Source organism: Leptolyngbya sp. AN10 (assembly GCF_050565645.1).
In the GTDB taxonomy this organism is placed as follows: domain Bacteria; phylum Cyanobacteriota; class Cyanobacteriia; order Leptolyngbyales; family Leptolyngbyaceae; genus Leptolyngbya.
Genome location: NZ_JBNXVP010000008.1, coordinates 51,777 through 70,855, shown reverse-complemented (window position 1 = coordinate 70,855; position 19,079 = coordinate 51,777). Strand labels below are relative to the sequence as shown.

Annotated in this window: 10 protein-coding genes; 6 read left to right on the top strand and 4 right to left on the bottom strand. The window is 47.8% G+C overall.

What is annotated here, in order from left to right:
- Positions 1 to 230: 230 nt before the first annotated feature.
- Positions 231 to 776, bottom strand: coding sequence for a hypothetical protein (locus tag ACQ4M5_RS13415; RefSeq protein WP_430676130.1), 546 nt, complete (start codon positions 774 to 776; stop codon positions 231 to 233).
- 192 nt (positions 777 to 968) lie between these two features.
- Here ACQ4M5_RS13415 and ACQ4M5_RS13410 point away from each other — a divergent pair, with 192 nt between their 5' ends.
- The gene (locus ACQ4M5_RS13410; RefSeq protein WP_430676129.1) at positions 969 to 1,727 is read left to right on the top strand and encodes a hypothetical protein; all 759 of its coding nucleotides are present in this window, start codon (positions 969 to 971) and stop codon (positions 1,725 to 1,727) included.
- A gap of 2 nt (positions 1,728 to 1,729) precedes the next feature.
- On the opposite strand, the gene ACQ4M5_RS13405 is transcribed toward ACQ4M5_RS13410, so the two are convergent.
- Positions 1,730 to 2,455 (bottom strand): DUF4336 domain-containing protein, encoded by a 726-nt coding sequence (locus ACQ4M5_RS13405; RefSeq protein WP_430676128.1) that lies wholly within the window; start codon positions 2,453 to 2,455, stop codon positions 1,730 to 1,732.
- Between the two features lie 2 nt (positions 2,456 to 2,457).
- Positions 2,458 to 2,967: an MAPEG family protein gene (locus ACQ4M5_RS13400; protein ID WP_430676127.1), complete on the bottom strand. Its 510-nt coding sequence runs from the start codon at positions 2,965 to 2,967 to the stop codon at positions 2,458 to 2,460.
- A gap of 118 nt (positions 2,968 to 3,085) precedes the next feature.
- On the opposite strand from ACQ4M5_RS13400, the gene ACQ4M5_RS13395 reads away from it, so the two are divergent.
- The gene (locus tag ACQ4M5_RS13395; RefSeq protein WP_430676126.1) at positions 3,086 to 3,976 is read left to right on the top strand and encodes a helix-turn-helix domain-containing protein; all 891 of its coding nucleotides are present in this window, start codon (positions 3,086 to 3,088) and stop codon (positions 3,974 to 3,976) included.
- Between the two features lie 301 nt (positions 3,977 to 4,277).
- On the opposite strand, the gene ACQ4M5_RS13390 is transcribed toward ACQ4M5_RS13395, so the two are convergent.
- Positions 4,278 to 4,544, bottom strand: a complete 267-nt coding sequence (locus tag ACQ4M5_RS13390; RefSeq protein ID WP_430676125.1) for a hypothetical protein — start codon at positions 4,542 to 4,544, stop codon at positions 4,278 to 4,280.
- 243 nt (positions 4,545 to 4,787) lie between these two features.
- Between ACQ4M5_RS13390 and ACQ4M5_RS13385 the strand changes: the two genes are divergently transcribed.
- The 4 genes from ACQ4M5_RS13385 (at position 4,788) to ACQ4M5_RS13370 (ending at position 19,079) form a co-directional block, all read left to right on the top strand.
- The gene (locus ACQ4M5_RS13385) at positions 4,788 to 5,060 is read left to right on the top strand and encodes a hypothetical protein (protein WP_430676124.1); all 273 of its coding nucleotides are present in this window, start codon (positions 4,788 to 4,790) and stop codon (positions 5,058 to 5,060) included.
- 83 nt (positions 5,061 to 5,143) lie between these two features.
- On the top strand, positions 5,144 to 10,441 hold the full coding sequence (locus ACQ4M5_RS13380) for an A1S_2505 family phage non-structural protein (protein ID WP_430676123.1): 5,298 nt from the start codon (positions 5,144 to 5,146) through the stop codon (positions 10,439 to 10,441).
- Between the two features lie 72 nt (positions 10,442 to 10,513).
- Positions 10,514 to 13,774 (top strand): DISARM system SNF2-like helicase DrmD, encoded by a 3,261-nt coding sequence (gene drmD, locus ACQ4M5_RS13375; protein WP_430676122.1) that lies wholly within the window; start codon positions 10,514 to 10,516, stop codon positions 13,772 to 13,774.
- Between the two features lie 190 nt (positions 13,775 to 13,964).
- Positions 13,965 to 19,079, top strand: coding sequence for an Eco57I restriction-modification methylase domain-containing protein (locus ACQ4M5_RS13370; RefSeq protein ID WP_430676121.1), 5,115 nt, complete (start codon positions 13,965 to 13,967; stop codon positions 19,077 to 19,079).

Here is a 19,079-nt window from a genome sequence, read left to right as displayed (position 1 = left end):
AAGGAGGCAAATCAAACTACCTCCTTAGCAAAACTTTTTATTTAATTCAGAGCGATACAGCTAGTAGCCATAGCGTCCTAGTCGCTCGTCCAGGTAGCTTTCGTATTGACGATCGTAATCTTGGTCTTTCTGCTCGGATGGCAGATTATCGTTCGGCGTTTCGAGCATTTCATTTCCTCCTTCGCAAAAACAAAAAAGATCACCTCAGATGAGGCAATCTTGTTGCAGCGCTACCAGCCTTTATCTGGCGCGGATGAAGCAGATCGGCTTGATAGCACATCTAATACCGCACCGTTTTGAGCGCGGAAGTTACCTGACCAAGCCTTGATTTGAGCAGACGTGATGTTGATCGCTTTGACGTTCGGATCGTAGCCAGAAGCCTGCAACAACTGCATTGTGATCAGATCGCGTTGCTGCTTGAACTCAGGAGCCTCAGCCGAAAGATGTCCTTCCAGTTGATACGCAGCTACTCGGTAAGCAGGCGCTCGCAGGCTGAGTCCAAGATTGTAGCGAGTGGCATGATAGTGGATGTCGCTGCTGTACAACGGTCTGCCAAATGTCCTCTGAAATTCGTCACGAATGACTCCGAAGAATGCTTCCATGAATTGAGATTCAGCAGTACGATTCGCTCCGCGAAGCTCCGAAGGATCGACAGTCGGTGCTTGAGCAGCAGGCATTTCTGCTACTGGAGTTGCAACGGTGTCGATCGCGGGAGCAGTTTGCATTGTGTCTCTTTCAAGCGTTGCTGCATTATTGGTACTTTTCTTGCCAGCCATTGTTAATCTCCTGTATGAATCAATGGATCAATGAGTCAGAATCTAAACTCACAGTTTTGCCGCTAGGCGGTTGTTGATTGAATTTGAGATTCTGATTTTTCCTACGAATTTGCCGCTAGGCGCATTTTCGAGACCTTAATTGCTTCCGGCAGCTTAGAATGAGGGATAGAATTCGTAATCGCAACAAATTCAATGGGTTACACCACTCAATTCGAGGGCGCTTTCGATATCTCACCCAGGCTTTTAGACAGCCACGCCTTGTATCTTTTGAAGTTTTCAAAGACTCGTCGCGTCAAACGAAACGTGGCAATTTTACGATCTCTTCCTGATCCCGGTCGTGAAGCAGTAGATTTGTCGCTGGGAACAGAAGGAGAGTATTTTATTGCTGCCGCAGACCCAGCGGCGGAGACTTCAATTCTCGACGATAACCGCCCGCCAACGACTCAACCGAGCCTTTGGTGTCAATGGATTCCTACACCGGATGGAGGCGGGCTTCAATGGGATGGCAGAGAGAAGTTTTATCGGTATGTCGAGTGGTTACAGTACTTGATTGATCACTTTCTCGATCGCTGGAATTACCAATTGAACGGAATAGTAACCTGGCAAGGTGAAACAGGCGCAGATCGAGGAGAAATTGTTGTGATTGATAATTGCATTACAGGACCGAGCAATGCCAAACAGCGTCTAGCGATCGCGACCTCACCGATTCAAGTCCCGCTCTCAGTTTGGCAAGGTCTATTCGCGATCCAGAGCAGTGATCCGATGTGTCTGACAAGCTGGGTCAGGGCAGTCGAGCAAGCAGAAAAACTGGGCTATTCTGAGACCCAGGAGTGGATTGAAGGGAATTTGAATGGTCAGTACGCACTAGGGGTTGATCGGGGATTTCAAGCAATTGAGACCCGTGAGCAATTTGTGCCGACTTGCTACCCGATTGGTTCTTGGGTTAACTGACTTCACGGTTTCGAGAGCGATTTGCCCAAAAACCATTCATACCCCTGCTGAAATTGCCGCTTCCCTTCCTGTTCGACAATACTACCGCGAGCTAGAATCACTCGCTCAAAATCCCAAGCTAAAATTCGTCGAATGGAGTGCTGAACTTGCTCTTTATCCTGTGTTGCAAGCTTCTCCAACCAAGATGGACGAAGCTGCTGATATCCACCGAGCAGTTTGAAAGCAAGTTGCACAGGTCGGGAACTCGTGCGATCGATATAAAAGGCGAGATCAGTGATGATCAAAGTCCGACTGCGAACGTGAAAGAAAGCCCACTCGCTCAACGGTGCGTATCCGGCTGCGGTCAGTGTGCTGAACCCAATTACTTGCTCTGCTTCAATTCCGTCGAGTAGATTGATTGTGTGATCGCTCAACACTCGATCGATTTGCAAATCCGGGCGTTTTTGCTGTAGGTCGGTTGGTGCCCAAAGCTCTGCCTCCCGATAGTTCTGCCTAAACTGGTTGAGAAACAAATGATGATACAAATTCGGGGCAATGATAACACTCACCTGTCCCAATTGATTCAGGTGTTCAAGCAGTTCACCATCAGGATCGATTGGCGAGATGACCAGTAACTGGTTCTGATTGAGACGGATTACAGTCATCCGAGTGCCAACTTCTAGTCCAAAGTATTTCAGAGGTTGTTCAGCAACCCAAAGATCCGTGTCGATCGTTCTCAAAATCGTCATGGTTAATTCAATCTATTGAGCAGGCTGTAGTACAAACACGCGATGCTACCCATCAGATAAACTAGCCACGTTCCAAAGAATCCTATGGCGCGTCCCGGTGAAGGTCCATAGGTTTGAATCACGCCCCATGCATGGGCAATTCGAGCCAGAATCAGCATTGCTCCCAGTAACCAAAGGAATGCCGCTGGAGCTTTTTCCCATTCCAGCGCCAGCAGCAACAACAAACCCAAAGGAACATACTCGATGAAGTTGCCCTGCGCCCGGATCGTTCGCTGCAACACCCCATCGTCTGCTGTTTTCCTCGCTACAGTCTGTTGAGTGAGTTTTTCTACAAAGGCTGCCCAGGCATTAGGATCTTTTAGGTAGTCCGGTTGTGCGGCAACCTCAGCGGCAGTGGCTCCATGCCAAATCCGCTGTCGCGTCCGCTCGATCGCAACGCGATACGATAAACCGAGCGCTAATAGCCCATGACAGCCGATGAAAAAGGTGGAAATTGGGATGAGAGCAGGCATAGTTCAGTCCGGTCACAAGTCTGTCGCGATCGTAGTCGTTCTGAGCGATCGCAGTCTTTTCAATTCTTGCGGAGTTTTCTGAGACAATCAAAATTGAGGTTCTTCAATGCTTCTACCTATGAATCCTCTGCAAGAGTTTTTATTCAATCCACCAGAGCGCAAGATCTCACTCGATCAACCGCCGCTCGAAACCTTGCCAAAGTGGGGCCATTGGCTAACCACATCGGAGTACATGGTGGCAATCATTCCTCCTGGACACTTAGAAGTAAATTTGCGATCGCCCTTGAATCTGGTGGTTACAAGTTTCGGGGTGACTCGTGGTGTGGCTGCTTTTGATAGCGATCACTTGCAGCCGTATGAGGCTTTACCAGGAGGATTTGATATCGTGCCTCAAAACAGCACTTACCGCTCAGTAGAGGAAGCATCTTGCTTTGTTGTCTTTGGCTATTCTGATTCGTTCTTGTCGCGCAGTGTGAGTGCTGAAGTGGAATTGCTGCCAGGACAGATTCCAAAAACACATTGGGGGTTGAATAGCGCGATCGCAATTCAAGAATTTTTTAACAATGGACAATCTGAAGATACGTTCTACTTTGAATCAGTCGTTACAGCAGTCTTAGGGCAAATCATCTACCAACGTTCAACGCTCTCACACCAGTTCAAACGCCCACCAGAATTGCTCGAACCCAGATTACTCAAAACTACGATCGACTACATTCGAGCTAATCTTTCGCAATCATTGAGCTTAGACGCGATCGCAGCGATCGTTGGATTCAGCCCTTACCACTTTGCCCGTGCATTCAAAGCAACGACTGGAGTATCGCCCTATCAGTATGTTTTGCACTGTCGCGTGGAACTCGCTCAACAGCTTCTAGGCGATCGTTCCCGATCGCTGGCTGAAGTTGCAGTAGAAGCTGGATTTGGCAATCAGAGCCACATGACCAGCGTATTTCAGCGTCTGTTACAGACCACTCCAAAACAGTATCGTCAAGCGAAAGGGATGAGTGTTTGACCGATAGGGTCGTTACTCTGCCAACTGAGATTCAAGCTCTGCAATGTGGTGGTGCAGCCCCTCTACGATCGCTTGCACTTCTACCTCCGAGTAGCGAATCGGAATATGCTAGTGTGAACGCAATTTCACCAAATTTACGCGGCATCGTTCATCTCCTTAGACTAAAATTCCGGGCATCGACACAAATCCACGCAGTTAGGTAAGTACGAAACCGCCCATTGCTCTCAGCACAGCGTTGATCAAAATTTCCAAACTTTGAAAAATTAGCAGATTCACTCGTAAGAGCAAACCTGCTAATTGATCATGCCGGGAAGACTGTCCACTGAAGCTGTTCGTGTTGATCTGGGGCTTCTTGGATGACAAACCGAACTGGAGCTTCACGATCGTCCGTATAAATCTCAATTTCGCTCTCTCTGATTCTGAGGAGTGCATCCACAGTTTCAAACTGCAAGCCCATTTGATCGATCGCGTCTTGAAGCAACGGGGCAATCTGAGCTTGAAACAATCTCAAGTCAGGTTCATACTGGAACGATAAACGCTCTAGAAAATTCAATCGTAAAAGGTTCATCTGGGAGCAGGGAAGAGGTAGATAGATTACAGTCATTTTTCTGACCAACTCAGCATTTTTCACGGGCTACCGCGCCATCTCAATTCACAACCGCAACTTACCTTTTTGCTTCAAACCTAAAGTAATTCAGAAGCATTAAGATTCTTAGCATTGCCGTAGCATTTCATCTATCTACGAAAACAAAAACTCAGAAATGCAGTACCATAATCTAGGCTTCTCAGGTTTCTAATACAGTTCCTTACTATGTCTCATAACTCAGCAAGTACTACTGGAGAAAACTTTCCCAGAGATGCCACACCTATCTCTGGTGAGCGCGACGAGATTGTAGACCAGTTACTATTCAGTGAAAGCGTTGACGATCTCCTAGCCAGCGGAGAAATAGAGGTCGATGACCTTCCATTCGATGAGCCGATTATTTCTGACGAATCGCTATCATTTTTAATCGCTCAAGCAGCAGAAATTCCTGCGCTCATTGCTCGTGGAGAATTAATTGAGATTATTGCTAACGATTTTTGACACATCCTCTTGAGGCAGTGCGTTGCGACCCTGTCGTGAGATAAGCATCAAACGCCTCTAGATTTTTCTGTTCCGAGGTTGCGATGGTTCTGAGTTTTACTCAATACGATGCTAAGTTACTTCGCCCAATTGAAGCAACGGCGAAAGAAATCAACCACACGCTACTAGAACACCTTATTGAGATTGAGCGGCAGCGGGGTGGTAATTGGGAAGCCCGTTATGCTACCGCACAAATTTATGAGGGTGTTACGGCAGCGGACTTAGATGCTTTTCGATCGTTAGGTCTTGAACTGGTGCTGGCGAATGGCAAGTGGGCGTATTTCACTGACACGCAAACGGCAGCATTAGTTCGGCATCAAGTTGCTCGACCGAGTGATGCGATCGCATACGGCAGCTTATTCCTTTCTAACGCGAATGCCTCCACAATTCAGCCCCAAGCTAGAATTCTGGTTCTAGATGATGCTGCAACTGTTCAAGATGCGATCGTTCAGCTTCCCCACCTTCGTAAAGCGTTAGTCAACCATTTCAGCGAAAGCGACTTAGTTGAGATTCATCAGAAACTAGGCGACTGTTATAACTTGGTATCATCTAATCTAGCTCATGCGGTTGATTATTCATCGAGACAAAAACAGCCTAAAGATCCAGAGCGATCGCCTTTTCAATTTCGAGCAGGATCGCCCAATATTCCAGGAGTGATCAAAGGAACCTGCCGCGTGAGTGCTTGGTGCGATCGCTTGCAGGTCGATGCGATTCTGTCTCTTTCATCGTTTAAAGCAACCCAGCAACTAGACGGGAAGAAACCGCAAATTGTAGGGGTACAAACTGTCTCTCATTTCTTTTTTGCCAATAAAAGCTATGCTGCAACCACTCAGCAGAAACGAGGACTACAGCCTGCATTAGTCACGCCGGAGTCAACTCAACAGGAAGTTTTACCAGAACTGGTGGAAAAAGCGATCGCGGTGGCTCAGATTCAAGTCAATTCACAATCCGCGACTGCCTACTATTTGAGCGTGGCAGAACGACGACAGCAACAGCAAATTGAACCGGATAAAGATGATTCAGAAGCAGACGACCTAGAAGTAGTCGAAGCAGACTATGTAGATTCCATCTCCGAAATTCTTCAAGCTGATCCGTTTCAGCAGATGCAGGGACATCCCAAAGTGATTGATGCGATCGCTAAAGTTCTACATCATGAGTGGATGGATGCTGTCACTATTGGGGTGTATTCGCCTTCTGCGATCGCTCAACCTCATGCCAACCTCAAACCCTGGGAATGTTGTTTTCGAGAACTTCCACATGGCGCTTTAGTAGCACTATATCGATCGCCATTAGGAAACGTTGCAGGCATCGGCACGTTTATCAATAACATTGAACAGATCAGGGAAACAGATTCAGAAGCTTTTCGACAGCAGGGAGTCGTATATCTCAGTCCTTGGTCTGCTGCAAATATTTTGATTACAGATTTTGATGGCGATCGTAATGCGATTGTTCCAGGCTACACAGCAGTATCTCCCGGCACAACCGTTTACAGCTTACAAGAGCAACTCCGAGATGTTCTCGATCCTCGTATCGCTTATGAAACAGCACAGTCACTTTTTCTTACAGCAATTGAGGATTCAGCTATTTTTACTCCTGCTGAATCACCGATTTTTGTTGCAGAAGTACTGGATAAAAATCGTCCAGAAGTGCGACCAGTCGCCGTCAATAAAGAGCCGAAGATTGAGCGACAAGGCACGATCGAAGAATGTGCCATTCATGCAGCAAACAATCCGACGGGCATCGTGGCGAATCTGGGAATGAAGATCGACTCGCTGTATTGGGATATTGCCTATCTTGCACCAGAACACCGCTCTGTTTATCTTCAGCAAATTTGCTCACGTTACGCCAAAATCCTGGAACGTGCAGGAATACCTCAACCGCAGGATTACGCCGCAGTACTGTCAACCGGGGATTTACACTTCGGCAATCGCATTCAACAGATCGTAGACGAAGGGCAGCGAATCCTTCAACTTCCAGAGCATGAAAGAGCGCAAGCCGCCGAGCTAGTTCTTCAGCAAGCTCAAGCTCTACTGTGGGATGTCAAAGCAATTATCGCGATGAACTTGCAACGTGCCGTGGACTCTCCAAAGAGTGCGAGAGAGGTTGAATGGAGACTGCAAAAATTTGCCGCTGCGATCGGTAAATACAAGGAAAACACATTGCTGAACCATCGCAAGGATGAAGACCTTTATCAGCCGTTGAAGGGACGAGAAACGACTGAGACAGCTCGAATTCTCTCAACTAGCACTGTCGATCCCGTCGCGCAAATTGCCACTCAGGTCAATCAGCACTATCGAGAAGTGGTGTTAATACCTCGAAGCCGTGATAGCTTTTTACCTCTATTTCCGAACCAGGAGCAAGGTGGATTTAATCAGACTCAAGCATCAATAGCACGATCGTGGGTTGAGGGATACAACAGTGCAATCCAACGGGCAGCGGTCGCACAAGAGCAAGCAAAGTCAGAAGTTGGTCCAAGTCTCACGATTCAATCGATCAGTGGTCGTCAGCTTCGAGTGGTCAATCTCACTCGCTGCGATCCTCAAGGAGACTCTCCTATCTGGCAAGCAGCGCGTCAAGACATTGTGCTAGCATTCCGGGTCAGGCTAAATCAGGACTGGCAAACAAAAGCACAATTCCCCTACGCTGTTTCTTTGCTCAACTCATCTCAAATTGTTGGGTTGATTAGCCCGGAGTCTACCCAGTCAAATCAAACCTGGCTACAACAAATTCAGGCTGGAAAAACAATTACTATTCCAATTGATCGGATTGAGCGATGCGTGTTTGAACCTCGAATGACCGTTGCTCAAGCGAAAGCAGAGATTACTGAAGCAATACAGAGAGTCGCAAAGCAGGCTGAATCATTAGAGACTCACGAACGTGCTGCGATCGCAGCCGCGCTCTGGCATCACGGTGGACAGCATTTAGTTATTCAAGCATTTTACCCAGAGTTATGTCAGCAGCTTCAGATACTGCATCAGCAGACAATGACTGTGGTTGGATTGCAGCATCCGACGAACCAACATCGCGAACGATCGTTCTCAGACTCACCGTTCGCGATCGCAGTTGTCACCGAAACCAATTCAGAAAGTGCGATCGCAGGGCGATCCGTTCTACAAGTCGAAGGAAAAACACTTGGTCCCTTCTCAACCGATAGCTATCAGTTACCGATCGGAACTCAGGGCGAAGCTCGAATCCTACCCGAAGTTCCAGCCGTTGCGAAGGTAACGCTTCCAGGCGGGGCAACAGTTAAAGTCAATCAAATTCAAACGCATTACTTTGAAGGTCACACTTGGAGCAACGAAGCGGTTGAACTGGGGATGAAACGCCGCGATCGTGAAGGAAGCCAGTGGGCTGACTTAGTTCTGACGATGCGGGATTCAGCGGGACAATTACAAGACTTAGGGATTATCAGCACTGCAAAAGGTTGTCAGGCAGTTGAGGCAGCATTTCGACAAGCAACGCCTGTGCTGAAACGAGATTCTACGATCGTGGCATCCCTCACTTCAGATATCGCTCGCACTGCCGCCATTCAAATTGTTTCAGAAAGTCTACGACTCCCACAAACACAACCAGAGGGTCAGTCAGCAATGTCAGCAGCTTCAAACACTCCAGAGAATCTGTATGCTCAAATTCTGAGAACAGAGTATGTCTGGTCAGCAGAAGCATTAAGCCAGTATCTCAAACCTGGACGTAGCTATGACTATATTCAGTATGAACGGATTGAGCAGCCCAATGGTTCAGTCAAGCATCGTTTACCGATGTATTTCGATGGCACAATGATGACTCGAATTACCGGAGTTGCGAATAGCCTAGCTCCAAACAGCGAATTCGATAACACCTTTGATGCGATCGCAGCCGATTTACGCACCAGTACGTTGCGGAATCATGGACAGATTAGAGCAAACGTTGGTGATATTGTGGCGATCACTGGACAGCCAGGACAATCCCTTCTAGCAAGAATCACAGCGATTCAAACGTTCACTGTTTCATCGGCTGGAATTGATTTTCAAGCAGTTGAGAATTCATCTCCCCAATCCGATGCAGCTTTACGAGCTGCGCCTAATCGGATTACATTTCTTGAGTCACATCAAGTTTTTGTCTTTGGTTCCAATCGGCAAGGTATTCACGGTGCAGGAGCTGCAAAGACGGCGATGAGATTTGGAGCCGAATATGGCAATTCTCAAGGCATTCAAGGGCAAACCTATGCGATCATTACAAAGGATCTCCAGGCAGGAACGCGGTCGATCCCTCTGCCAGAAATTGGAGCGCAGATTTGCCAGTTGATCGATTATGCACGATCGCATCCAAACCAAGAATTTTTAGTCACCCGCATTGGTTGTGGACTGAGTGGCTATCGTGACAGCGAAATTGCTGCGTTGTGGGCAGGAAAAGTAATTCCGGAAAACGTGCGGCTTCCCCAATCGTTTATTGAAGGCATTCAAACAGCGTCTCAGCCGACACTGCAATCGAACCCTTTAGCTGATCTACCTGCACTGAATGCAGCAACGGCTCGACATATGCAAAAAGATATTGCAATGGCGGAAGCGGCAACTCAGTTCATTGGTCGATCTGCTGCGCCTGACCATACGCCCTCCAGTACTCGAAACTATGAACTCGCTTGGGGCGATCGCGCAAACACAGGATGCTATGCTTCAACCGATGTCATCATGGTCAGTGGGAGTGGTCCGTGGCGCGGTGTTTCTCAAGCAGCAATTCAACAAACCTTTGAAACTCACTACCGACCACTTTTAGATGAAGCGATCGCGGCTCAAGCTCAATTTGTGGTTGGCAATGCGGCGGGGACGGATCAACTCGTGCAGCAGTATTTGCGATCGCACGGCTACACTTTGGAGTGGAATTCGATTGCCTCGTCCAGCGGCTACTTAAAGGCAACTTCACCAGCAAACATTGCAACTGCGATCGCGACAGAATCTAGTCAAAGCGCTGTCGCTCCTGCAAATGCGGGATACTGTCCTAGTCGAGGCGAACTGTTCCAGTGGTATCAGGCTTACCAGATTCGCGCTCAAACCCATCTTCATGATCCTCAAAAACTTCAACACGATCGAGCAGGCATGGCATACGTTGAATCAATTCGACTTCGACAGAAAAGTGAAGGACTAGAAATTAGCTCATCTCCCCAAGCAAAGTCGATTTACCACGATAGTCAGGGAAGGGCTGTAGATGTATTACAGAACGAGTTTCGGAATCCCGCAGTCGTTCTGTCGCCTGAAGATTACCAACGTATGCAAAAAGCAATTCAGTACCTTCAGCATCAAGCATCGCCTACGCATCAGTCTGCTGCGCGACTAGCTCGCTGTCAACGACCTGCTGAATTACGTTAAACAATTCGGTTATTAGAGGAGTTATTTTTATCACCGTATGACAAAATTGAGAGGCTGCAAAAAGAGCTTGATATGCACTCTGACCTAGTTGCTCAATCTCCTGCCTCGATAAAGCCTCGGATTGGAATGTTGGCGACCGTGAGAAATCGGCGGGCGCTGATTTCATCGGTAGAAGCCTTCGATGCTGGGGTAGATGGACAACTTCATCTAGTGACATTGGAGTATACGGACGCAGATGGTGTTCCCGAAGATACGCTAATTTGGGAGCGGGAATTGAATGCGTCAGTTTTGGAACCGACTGCACTGCCTCAGATTGAAGCAGAGTCGCCCATGCTTGCAGCGGAGTTTGAGGCGTTAGTGCGGGCAACCCGCTGGACAGCACTTTCACCCTTTTTGCCCTTGGATCGATCGAAAAGTGGAATGAAAGCGCCGGTTGCTTCGCCGTTCTTTGGAGCAGTGCAGGTGGAAGATTTCCAGCTTGTTCCACTGCTGAAAGCCCTTCAAATGCCGCGAATCTCACTATTGCTAGCCGATGATGTTGGTTTAGGGAAAACGGTTGAAGCAGGGTTAATTTTGACAGAACTTCTGCTTAGACGACGAATTCGGAGAGTGCTGATTCTTTGTCCAGCCGCATTGCGGAAGCAATGGCAGCAAGAAATGCGATCAAAGTTTTCACTCAATTTTGATGTGGTCGATCGCCACGAAACTCATAGCCTACAGAAGCGGCTGGGCTTGGATGCGAATCCCTGGCGCACTTACCCCCGGATTATCACGTCATACCATTACCTGAAACAAGCGGATGTTTTGGAGCAATTTCGAGCAGCTTGCGTACAACCGGAGGGGTCGGCTCAACTGCCGTGGGATTTGCTGATCGTCGATGAAGCTCATAACCTGATGCCGTCGAACTTTGGCGAGGATAGCGATTTGGCAGCGATGCTGCGATCGATCTCTCCTTGGTTTGAACACAAATTGTTTTTGACTGCAACACCCCACAACGGTCATACACGCTGTTTTTCAGGTTTGCTGGAACAGCTTGATCCGGTTAGATTCACCCAAACGAGTGAATTTAGTACCGCGATGAAAGATCGAATTGCTCAAGTTGTGATTCGGCGACTGAAACGCGAGATTAATGAACTGGATCAGAAATCCGGCAAAATTCCTCGATTCTGCGATCGCTATCCTCAACCGATTCCGCTTTACTTTCGTCGCACCGAAAAAGACCTCTCGCAAGCCTTTCAAGTTTTTCGCGCCAAAGTGAAACAACTGGTTGCAGCAGAAAAGAAAACATTTCAACTAGCGGGGTCATTTGCGGTTGAAGTTCTGAATAAACGCTTACTCTCGTGCCCCTACACCTTTGCACAATCCTGGTATCGCTTCAAAGAAGGGATTGCACAATCCGATACAGCCGATGTTTCGGAAGTGAATGCGGCAAAACGAGCGATCGCAGCCGATTTAGATGACGATCAGGAAGTCGAAGGACGACTGCAACATGCCGCTAGAACGGTTGGAGCTTGGTTAAAGCAATTAGCGCCGCATTTGACCGAAGAAGTTGCAGCGATCGATCAAGCTTTGAGCCAGTTAGGGCTACTGACTGATGGAGCAGGTTTGGAATTTCCGGCTCAGGACGAACGCTGGGAGCGGTTGGTCAACACCATTAAGCAGAATCTTCGCAACGGGACAGAATGGCGTTTAGATGAGCGATTGGTCATCTTCACTGAATACAAAACGACGCTGGATTATTTGCACCAAAGGCTCTACGAACTCTATCCGGAATCCGGGGTAATTCGAGTGTTGTTCGGGGGAATGACTGACCCGGAACGAGAAGAAATTAAGCAGGCATTTAACGATCCAGATAGCGGATTACGGATTCTGATTGCGACGGATGCAGCATCGGAAGGGCTAAACTTACAGGAAACGTGCCATCTGATCTTGCATTTTGACATTCCGTGGAACCCGGCACGGCTCGATCAACGCAACGGCAGACTCGATCGACATGGGCAAGCCCGCGATGTGATTGTGTTTCACTTCACCAGCGAAGATGATGCCGATTTGAAATTTCTGGCGCATGTGGTGCAGAAGGTCAACACGATTCGCGAAGAATTGGGATCGATGGGTGAAGTCTTTGATGCCGCATTTCAGCGACGATTTGTGGATTTTGAAGAGAGCGATCGCGTCATCGATGGATTAGATCTCGCGGTTGAAAAGCATCGCGGACGGGCGGCGATCCCAACTGAAGAGGGCGACGCTGGCAAAGTTGAAGCGGAAGCCTTGCAAACGCTTGCGGATGAAGTGGATCTCAGCCCAGAAACCTTGCGGGATACGCTGGAGATTGCATTGAGCATCGGCGGATTGGGACTGCCTCGATTTGAAGCGATCGATTCCGATGGACGGGTGCGGTTGAAGGCTCCGATTCCGCCGAAATGGGAGGCGTTGGTGGATGACTATTTGAGATTAGAGACACCCGATGGAACACGAGGAGCGTTGCCTGCGATCGTGTTTGACCCTCAGCATTTTATTCAGTATCGCAATCACCGCCCTGTGTTCCGAGCAGCGAAAGATACGACGCTAGTTCATTTGGGGCATCCACTCTACCATCAGGCATTGTCGCTGTTTGCGCGGGCACGATTTCCGGGTGGCTTGGAGAACCCGCCGAGCCGTTGGATTGTACGGTATGGAGAAGTGCCGAAAGGATGGGACGGCATTTTGCTGCTGACCGTGGAAGAGATGGCGGTGAATGAATTGCGAGAATCGTTTCATCACTGGGTGAGAACGGTGCGCTATGCGATCGTGAATGGCGAGTTGGGCGAAATGCTGCCCCACGTTCCAGCCAAACAAAATCCTGCAAATTCGGCGCTGGTTGCGACCGAAACGGTAGAGAGAGCGAAAACCCTTTGGGAGAATCTAGAACTTGATGTGCGAGAACAGTTGAAGACGCTGACCAAAGACCTCACGGCGGAACTGAAGGCACAACTGAAAAAAGCAGGACAAGTGGCGCAGCGAGACGAGCAAGAGCGATTTCGGACTCGATTGCTGGAAGTCGATCGTGCCATGAAGGAGACGACGTTGCAAAAGCTGGAAAAAGAGCGGGATACCTTGTTGAGCGAAATGCAACAGGGCGCATTATTTCCGGAATATGTTCGGCAACAAGAAGAGAAACTACGAGACTTGGAGGATGAGTTGAGACGGCGGCGCAATCATTATCAAGGATTGTTCGATCAACTGAGACAAGAGCAATCACGAGTGTTAGAGCGGATTTTGCCACAGCGATATCAACTTAGAGGGATCGCACAGGTCTTCCCGGTGACGATCGAGTTTCGCTTACCCAAGGCTTAAGGCTACTTTTGAATCTCGCAGCGAAAGATCTTCACTACTTTGGCTAGTGAAAACGATTGCGATCAACTGCAATTCACCAGTTAAGCAGGAAAGCGTAATGCGAGTAGTATAAATACGTAAGTTAAGGCAGCAATCAATACACACTACACCCTAGCAGGCATAATATTGATCGGCTTGCTGAGGTGCTTAAATGAACATTGCAATTTCAACAATCTCGCGTCAAACAGTTGATCTTGATGGATGGTGGGCATCGCTCAAGCACGGAGGGTTACTAATTGCACCTTCTAAACTCTCAGAGTTTTTTCAGGTTCACGGAATTCTAGACCTGCCGTTTTACGTTGTCGATCGCTTACGTCGAGATGTCACCCGGATGCAAGCAGGGGACGAGGCGCAAATCGGCTCTCTGCTGGATACAGTGCTAGAACAAGTCTTGGGATTGGAGCCGGAGTTTTGGCATAAAGGTGCTTCCTTAAATGGCAAGTGGACGCAGCGATCACTAACCGGAGAGACGTTAAAACCGCGCCGAGTTTGGCTAGAGCCAAATGGCGGAGAGTTGCCCGTCTTTGTTGATGCGGTACAGAAATTAGGAATTGGGCGCGGTAAACGATCTGTCGCACGAGTAATCGAATGGTTGCGGAAGTCGAAGAAGTCCGTGGCGCTTTTGACGAATGGGCATCAGTGGCGGCTGATTCATGCGGGGACGGATTATGATGCCTGGTGCGAGTGGGAAATTGCGCTCTGGTTTGAAGAAGGGGAATTGAGTTCGCAAGTTTTGGCGCTGCGATCGCTGTTGGGACGGCAATCGATCGCGCAACCGACGATCGAGCAGAATGCGCCTTTGGTGGCGGCAATTCAGGCATCGCGGCAGAGTCAGGCGGAATTGTCGGAATTTTTGGGGGAGCGGGTTCGCCAAGCGATCGAGCTATTGATTCGAGAGTCGTCGGATGCGATCTCGGAGTTGCCCAAGACAGGAACGCAAGCGGTGACGAATCGCCATATTTATATTGCAGCGACACGGATGATTATGCGCTGTGTGGTGATTTTGTTTGCGGAAGCGCGGGACTTGTTGCCTCGAAATAATCCGATTTATCACAACTCCTATGGGATTCAGGGGTTACGGGAACAACTCGATCGCGCTTCGGGTGGACGGGCAATGGATCGGTTGCGGAATGGGTTTAGTGCTTGGTCACGGTTGCTGGCGTTGTTTCGGTTGGTGTATCAGGGGTCGGCGCATGAGGCGCTTCCGGTTCCGAAATACGGCGGCGGGTTGTTTGCGCCTGGAGCGATCGACGCGAAAGATCCGGTGCTGCGATCGCTGTCTGCGTTTGAGCAATCGACGCATACGGTTTCGGACGCGACGGTTTATCGAATTTTGGAGCTATTGTGTCGATCGCGGGTAAAGGTGCGGCAAGGACGGAGTACGACTTGGGTAGAAGCTCCGGTGGACTTCTCAGATCTTTCCAGCGAGTACATTGGAATTTTGTACGAAGGATTGCTCGATTTTGAACTGCGGCAGGCGATCGACAATCCAATCGTGTTTCTCAATTTGGGTGATCAGCCTGCATTGCCGTTAGAGCGATTGGAAAATATGTCGGATTCTGCTATGGCATCGCTAGTCGAAAAGCTAAAACAGAAAGCAAGTGATAGTGATGATGGAACATCAGAAGAATCAGAAGAGGAAATAGAAGAAGAAACGGAAGAGGAAACAATTCAAGAGACGGAAATTGAGAGTGACGATCGCATTCAGCAGGTTCGCGATCGCGCTTTACAATGGGCGATTCGTGCGGTAGTTGCTGGAAAGTTAGTTGCAAAGCCTCGGAGTAAAAAGGCTGATGCAACAATACAGTATGAAAAATCAGTCAATGCGGCTGCACAAGCATTGTTAGCGCGGATTATTCTGCCTGGAGAATGGTTTTTAGTGCGTTGGGGCGGTACTCGTAAAGGACTGGGCACGTTCTATACCCCTAAAAGTATTAGTCGTCCTACCGTTCGACGAACCCTCGAACCGCTCTGTGAGGATGAACATAAGAACATTATTAAGCCTCAGCAAATTCTTGAATTGCGAGTCTGCGACCCTGCGATGGGATCAGGCTCTTTTCTAATTTCTGCATTGCGATACATCACAGAGAAGTTGTATGAAAGCCTACATTTTCATGGCTGCCTTGAATCTCATAGTGATCATACTCTCTGTCGCTTAGCAGATGGTGTTGGAACTAACTTAATGTCCGACATTACTTTACCTGTTCCATTAGATCATCCTGACTTTGAGGAGCGATTGAAAGCACATCTTAAACTTCATATTGTTAGTGCTTGCATCTATGGTGTAGATATTGATGCTCTTGCTGTTGAACTTGCTAAGATTTCACTGTGGATTGAAACGATGGATCGAACATTATCATTAACGTTTCTTGACCATAAATTGAAATGTGGTAATGCGTTAGTTGGATGTTGGGTTGATCAATTTGCAGATTATCCAGTAATGGCGTGGGAGAGAGATGGAGGAGATGCGGGATATAACAACTTTGTGCATCATTTCCGCGAATATATTGCTGCAAAAGGGAAGCAAAAAGGGCAGCGTTTACAGTCAGGCGATAAGTGGACGCAAGCAATAAAAGACTTTAAGGCTGAAATCCTTAAGCCAGAGCTTAAAACTTTTCTTGAGGGCTTGAAACCAGATCAACAACTACCAATTCCTTTTGTAGGAGTAACAGCGCCTAAAACTGCTCATCGGCTTTACTCAAAAGCATTAAAGGAGCGAAAAGAGCTTCAACAACTAACATTTCTTCCAGAGGAGCAGCAACGTCGTTACGATCGCAATATTCAAGAAGATCCAGAGCAAGTTCGGCTCAAGCTTGCGTTTGATACTTGGTGTGCCATCTGGTTTTGGTCTGGAGAGTTAGTGAATCTTGCACCTACACCTCTCAGCTTCTTCGATCCATCTCCAGATAGTATTTCAATAATTGAGAAATTAGCTGAAGAGTACAAATTTTTCCATTGGGAAATTGAGTTTAATGAAGTTTTTGCTAATGGCGGATTTGATGCTGTTGTCGGTAATCCACCTTGGGAAATTCAAAACCCAAAATCTCAAGAGTTTTTCTCTAACATTGACCCACTATACAGAACTTATGGCAAGCAAGAAGCCCTCAAAGTTCAACAAGAACTATTTGAGCAGTATCCAGAGATTGAAAGAGATTGGTTGTCTTACTGTGCAAGATTTAAAGCACTCTCTAACTGGAGCCGATTTGCTGCTTCGCCTTTTGGCTGTTTTGACAGTGGGAAAGGTAGCAGCAAGTTCACAATTTCACGATCGACTAAAGAGAATCAGTACCTACATGAGCTATGGCAACAAGATCGCCAGGGACGTATAGGAGAGACAAGGGAAAATAGAAACACAGATAATGATTATCCCTACCAGTATCAAGGTTCAGCCGACATAAACACATACAAAATGTTTTTGGAGGTTGGTCACATGATTCTCCGCGAGAGTGGAAGAATTGGTATCATCACACCTTCAGGCATCTACAGTGATAAGGGAACAGCCATTCTCCGCAGCAAGCTAATTTTTAACTGCAAATGGATTTGGCTTTACGGATTTGAGAATCAGAAAGGCATCTTCAAGATCCACCGCTCCTTCAAGTTTTGCTCCTTGATTGTGCAGAAAGGTCGCGAAACTGAAGCGATCTTAGTTGCTTTTATGCAGAGGTCGCCCGAATCTTGGGAGAATGAGGCAGAAATTCAGGCTCTGCCTTACCCGAAAGAACGCATTGAGAAATTTAGTCCGAAGTCAAAAGCTTTTCTAGAAATTTGTTCAGACGACGATTTGATGATTCTGGAGAAGATGTATGCAAATAGCATTTTGCTAGGGGATGACTCCGCTGAAGGTTGGGGAATCCGGTATGCAACGGAGTTTCACATGACCGGAGACTCAAAGCTATTTCCGCCACGATCGACCTGGGAAGCAAGAGGGTATCAACCAGATGAGTATGGGCACTGGCTTAAAGGTGAGTGGAAAGCCTACGAGGGTGACCGTTCGATTCTTCAGCGCCCTCACAACTTAGTTATTTCTAAAGATGGCAATCATTGTGTCGATGTTAGTGCCGTGGACGATGTTGCCTTGCCCTTATATCAGGGTGTAATGATTCAGCAATTTGATTTTGCACCGAAACGCTGGATTAGCGGAACTGGAGTAAGAGCCGTTTGGGAGGAAATTTCATGGGATTCCAAAATCATCGAACCACAATTTTTGATGTCATTCAAGATTGCATATGATAGTGAAAAATTCATTCATGGAATCAAGCCTACAATTCGTCGCATCGCCAGGAATTCTGACACTCGGACAGCTATTTCGTCTTTAGTTATGAATATGCCCTGTGGAGATAAAGCATCTGTGTTTTCTCCTGAGAGGTTCATATCAGCCCTAGTACTGCCAAGCTATGTCAACAGTTATGTTTTCGATTGGCTTACTAGAATTCGAGTTGCAGGGACTCAGCTTGACTATCATATTGCGGCTGAAATGCCCATTCCAAAAGGCGTTTGTTCCAGAGTCCTTGAGTTTCTTGCTTTGAAAGTTCTTCAACTAAATGGAGTATCACCACTATTTTCAGATAGTTGGTTAAAGCTAAGAACAGAAGCATCAAATATTAGCCCGCAATTCAATCAGGCTTGGAAGCGGCTTTGGGCAGTTACTTCTTACGAGCGTCTTCGCCTGCGTTGTATCCTTGATGCTGTTGTGACTCACCTCTATGGTCTAACTAAAGACGAACTTCGCTGGATCTTAAGGGACTGTGATCTACCAGCCTCAACAGTCACGGACAAGAATGAATCACGTAAATTAAATCTCAAAGGTTTCTGGCGCGTCGATAAAGATAAATCGCCTGAACTGCGGCACACTGTTTTAACTCAAATCGCCTTTCACGACCTTCAAACAATGGGACTCGAAGCTTTCCTATCTCTCAACAACGGCGAAGGCTGGATGCTTCCCGAAACCCTGCGCCTCTCCGACTACGGCTTAGGCACAGACGATCGCGCTCGAATGCCCCAACCCGTCGCTGAAGTTTTGGGCGATCGCTTCCTCCCCTGGCAACTCGAAGGCACGATCGAAGACTCTTGGGCAGAATGCGAAAAACACGCGGCATTGCTCAAACGACTCTTAGGCACACCCGAAAGCGCGATCGCATCAACTCATACCGCCATTCCCCCCACCGCTCCAAACTTTCAGCAACCCACCGATTTATTTGGCAATCCACTCCAAACCGACCTGTTTGGTAACATCGTGGAAGAACCTAAAAAGCGCAAACGAAAGTAA